1 protein-coding gene and 1 pseudogene are annotated in these 1,964 nt (G+C 67.4%); both read right to left on the bottom strand.

The window, feature by feature from the left end:
- Positions 1 to 312: 312 nt before the first annotated feature.
- Positions 313 to 654: pseudogene (locus tag ACFZDK_RS55780) on the bottom strand (ATP-binding protein); the annotation flags it as partial.
- A gap of 326 nt (positions 655 to 980) precedes the next feature.
- Entirely contained in the window at positions 981 to 1,718 is a 738-nt protein-coding gene (locus tag ACFZDK_RS55775) for a dienelactone hydrolase family protein (protein WP_390987096.1), read from the bottom strand.
- Between the last annotated feature and the right edge of the window lie 246 nt (positions 1,719 to 1,964).

Here is a 1,964-nt window from a genome sequence, read left to right as displayed (position 1 = left end):
CCTCCCCAAGTTCGGACTCTCTGCCTGAGCCGAGCATCCTGCGCACCCGGCGGGAGCGGGAGGCCCCGCCCCTTCATCGCATCAATCGCCAAGGCCATCCTCACATTGGAGCAGCAACGCTGAAGAAGCTCCCTATGTTGTTCTGCGGGAGATGGTGAGCCCTTCGTATGGTTCACCCACCCTGGGGCGTGTCAACGGAAACTTTGATCTCCCCAGTGGCGGACGCGAGGTGCCGCCCACTGGCGGACAGCAAAACTCCCCATGGACAGGAAATCTCCCCACCGAGTCCGTGTGATCCTTCCGGAGTGGCTGTCAGTGCAGGGGTCTGACCCCCTTCCCGGAGGTGGCCTCGGTGAGGCGGAAGCTGTCACCCTGGGTCACGACGACGTGAGCGTGGTGCAGGAGCCGGTCAACGGTCGCCGTCGCGAGGGTCTTGGGCATGATCTCGTCGAAGCCCGACGGATGAAGGTTCGAACTGACCGCCATCGCCCGCCGTTCGTAGGCGGCATCGACCAGGCGGAAGAAGCCTTCGGCGGCGTCGGCGGAGACGGGTAGCAGGCCGATGTCGTCGACGATGATGAGGTCCGAGCGGATCAGCCGGGTCATGGCCCGGGCGAGGGAGTCGTCAACGCGGTGGCGGCGGACGCCTGGCCCTCGTCAAGGTCCCGCCCCTGATTCGATACGCCCTCCCCCTGGCCCGGTTCCAGCGGAAAAAATACGGAATCGACCACCTGGCCTTCACCTTCCGGTCGCTGGAGCGGCTGCTGTCGGCCTACGACCGCCTCAGGACGGCCTGAGTCCTGCCGGTGTGGGCGATCAACCATGGCCCCACCACCTCCCTCTACTACGAGGACCCCAGTTGTGCATACGTCTCCACAATCGAGCATCTGCCCGAATGTGGTTCTGTTGTGCGGACTTGAGGGGAGGGGACTGTCAGTGCCCGACGCCGACCAGGCCTGGTGTCAGCATGTTTGCCTGGGTCATACACCCAGGTCCTCCGTCACGGGCAGGCACTCGGCGAGCAGGTCGACGACGTCGCGCCAGGCTCGCTGCGCGTGCTGTGGGTGGTAGCCGACGCCGGGGACCACCGGGTGGCCGACCGGCGGATGGTGGAAGGCATGCAGGGCACCGCCGTAGACCACGAGGCGCCAGTCGACGCCCGCGGCCTGCATCTCGGCGGTGAATGCGTCCCGTTGCGTGGGCGGCATGATCGGGTCTTCCGAACCGACCCCGGCCCACACCGGGCAGCGGATGCGCGCCGCCTCGCCCGGTCGGCCCGTGGTCAGCGCGTTGACTGTCCCGATGACGCGCAGGTTGACGCCGTCGCGCCCGAGTTCCAGCCCGACGGCGCCCCCGGTGCCGTAGCCGACGGCGGCGATCCGGTCGGGGTCGGTCCGCGGTTCGGCGCGCAACACGTCGAGCGCCGCGTGGCCGATGCCCCGCATCCGGTCGGGATCAGCGAGCAGCGGCATGCAACGGGCCAGCATCTCCTCGGGGGCGCCCAAGTAGCGCCCGCCGTGGAGGTCGAAGGCCAGCGCTACGTATCCCAGCTCGGCGAGCGCATCGGCCCGACGGCGCTCGACGTCGCTGAGCCCCGGCCCCTCTGGTCCGAGCAGCACCGCGGGCCGGCGGTCGATCCCGGCCGGCAGCGCGAGGTGCCCGATCATTGTCAAACCGTCGGCCGGGTACTGGACCGTACGCGTCGTAATCGTCGTCATGAGGCTGGACTGTAGTGATCGTCGAGTCCGGGCGGGCCGGTGTTCTGCCGCTGGCAGAGCAGCCAGGGTGCCCCTCTGAAATGCGGCGGTGGCTCACAAGATCCGTCACAAACCCGTTCCCACGGCAGCAATATCAGATGGGTGTAGCTCTTGGCTCATACAAGATTTTCGTAGCCGTTGATCGTCCACAGATCGTCGAGATCATCGTGGGGGTGGAGGGTGCGACGGGAGTGGGCGACGAGGATG

It is taken from the genome of Streptomyces sp. NPDC007901, assembly GCF_042959465.1.
Taxonomy (GTDB): Bacteria; Actinomycetota; Actinomycetes; order Streptomycetales; family Streptomycetaceae; genus Streptomyces.
This window is presented reverse-complemented; position numbering and strand designations above follow the sequence as displayed.

What these genes read in the sequence shown, in the direction of transcription:
- ACFZDK_RS55775 (WP_390987096.1), bottom strand. Translation starts at nt 1,718, where the DNA reads ATGACGACGATTACGACGCGTACGGTCCAGTACCCGGCCGACGGTTTG.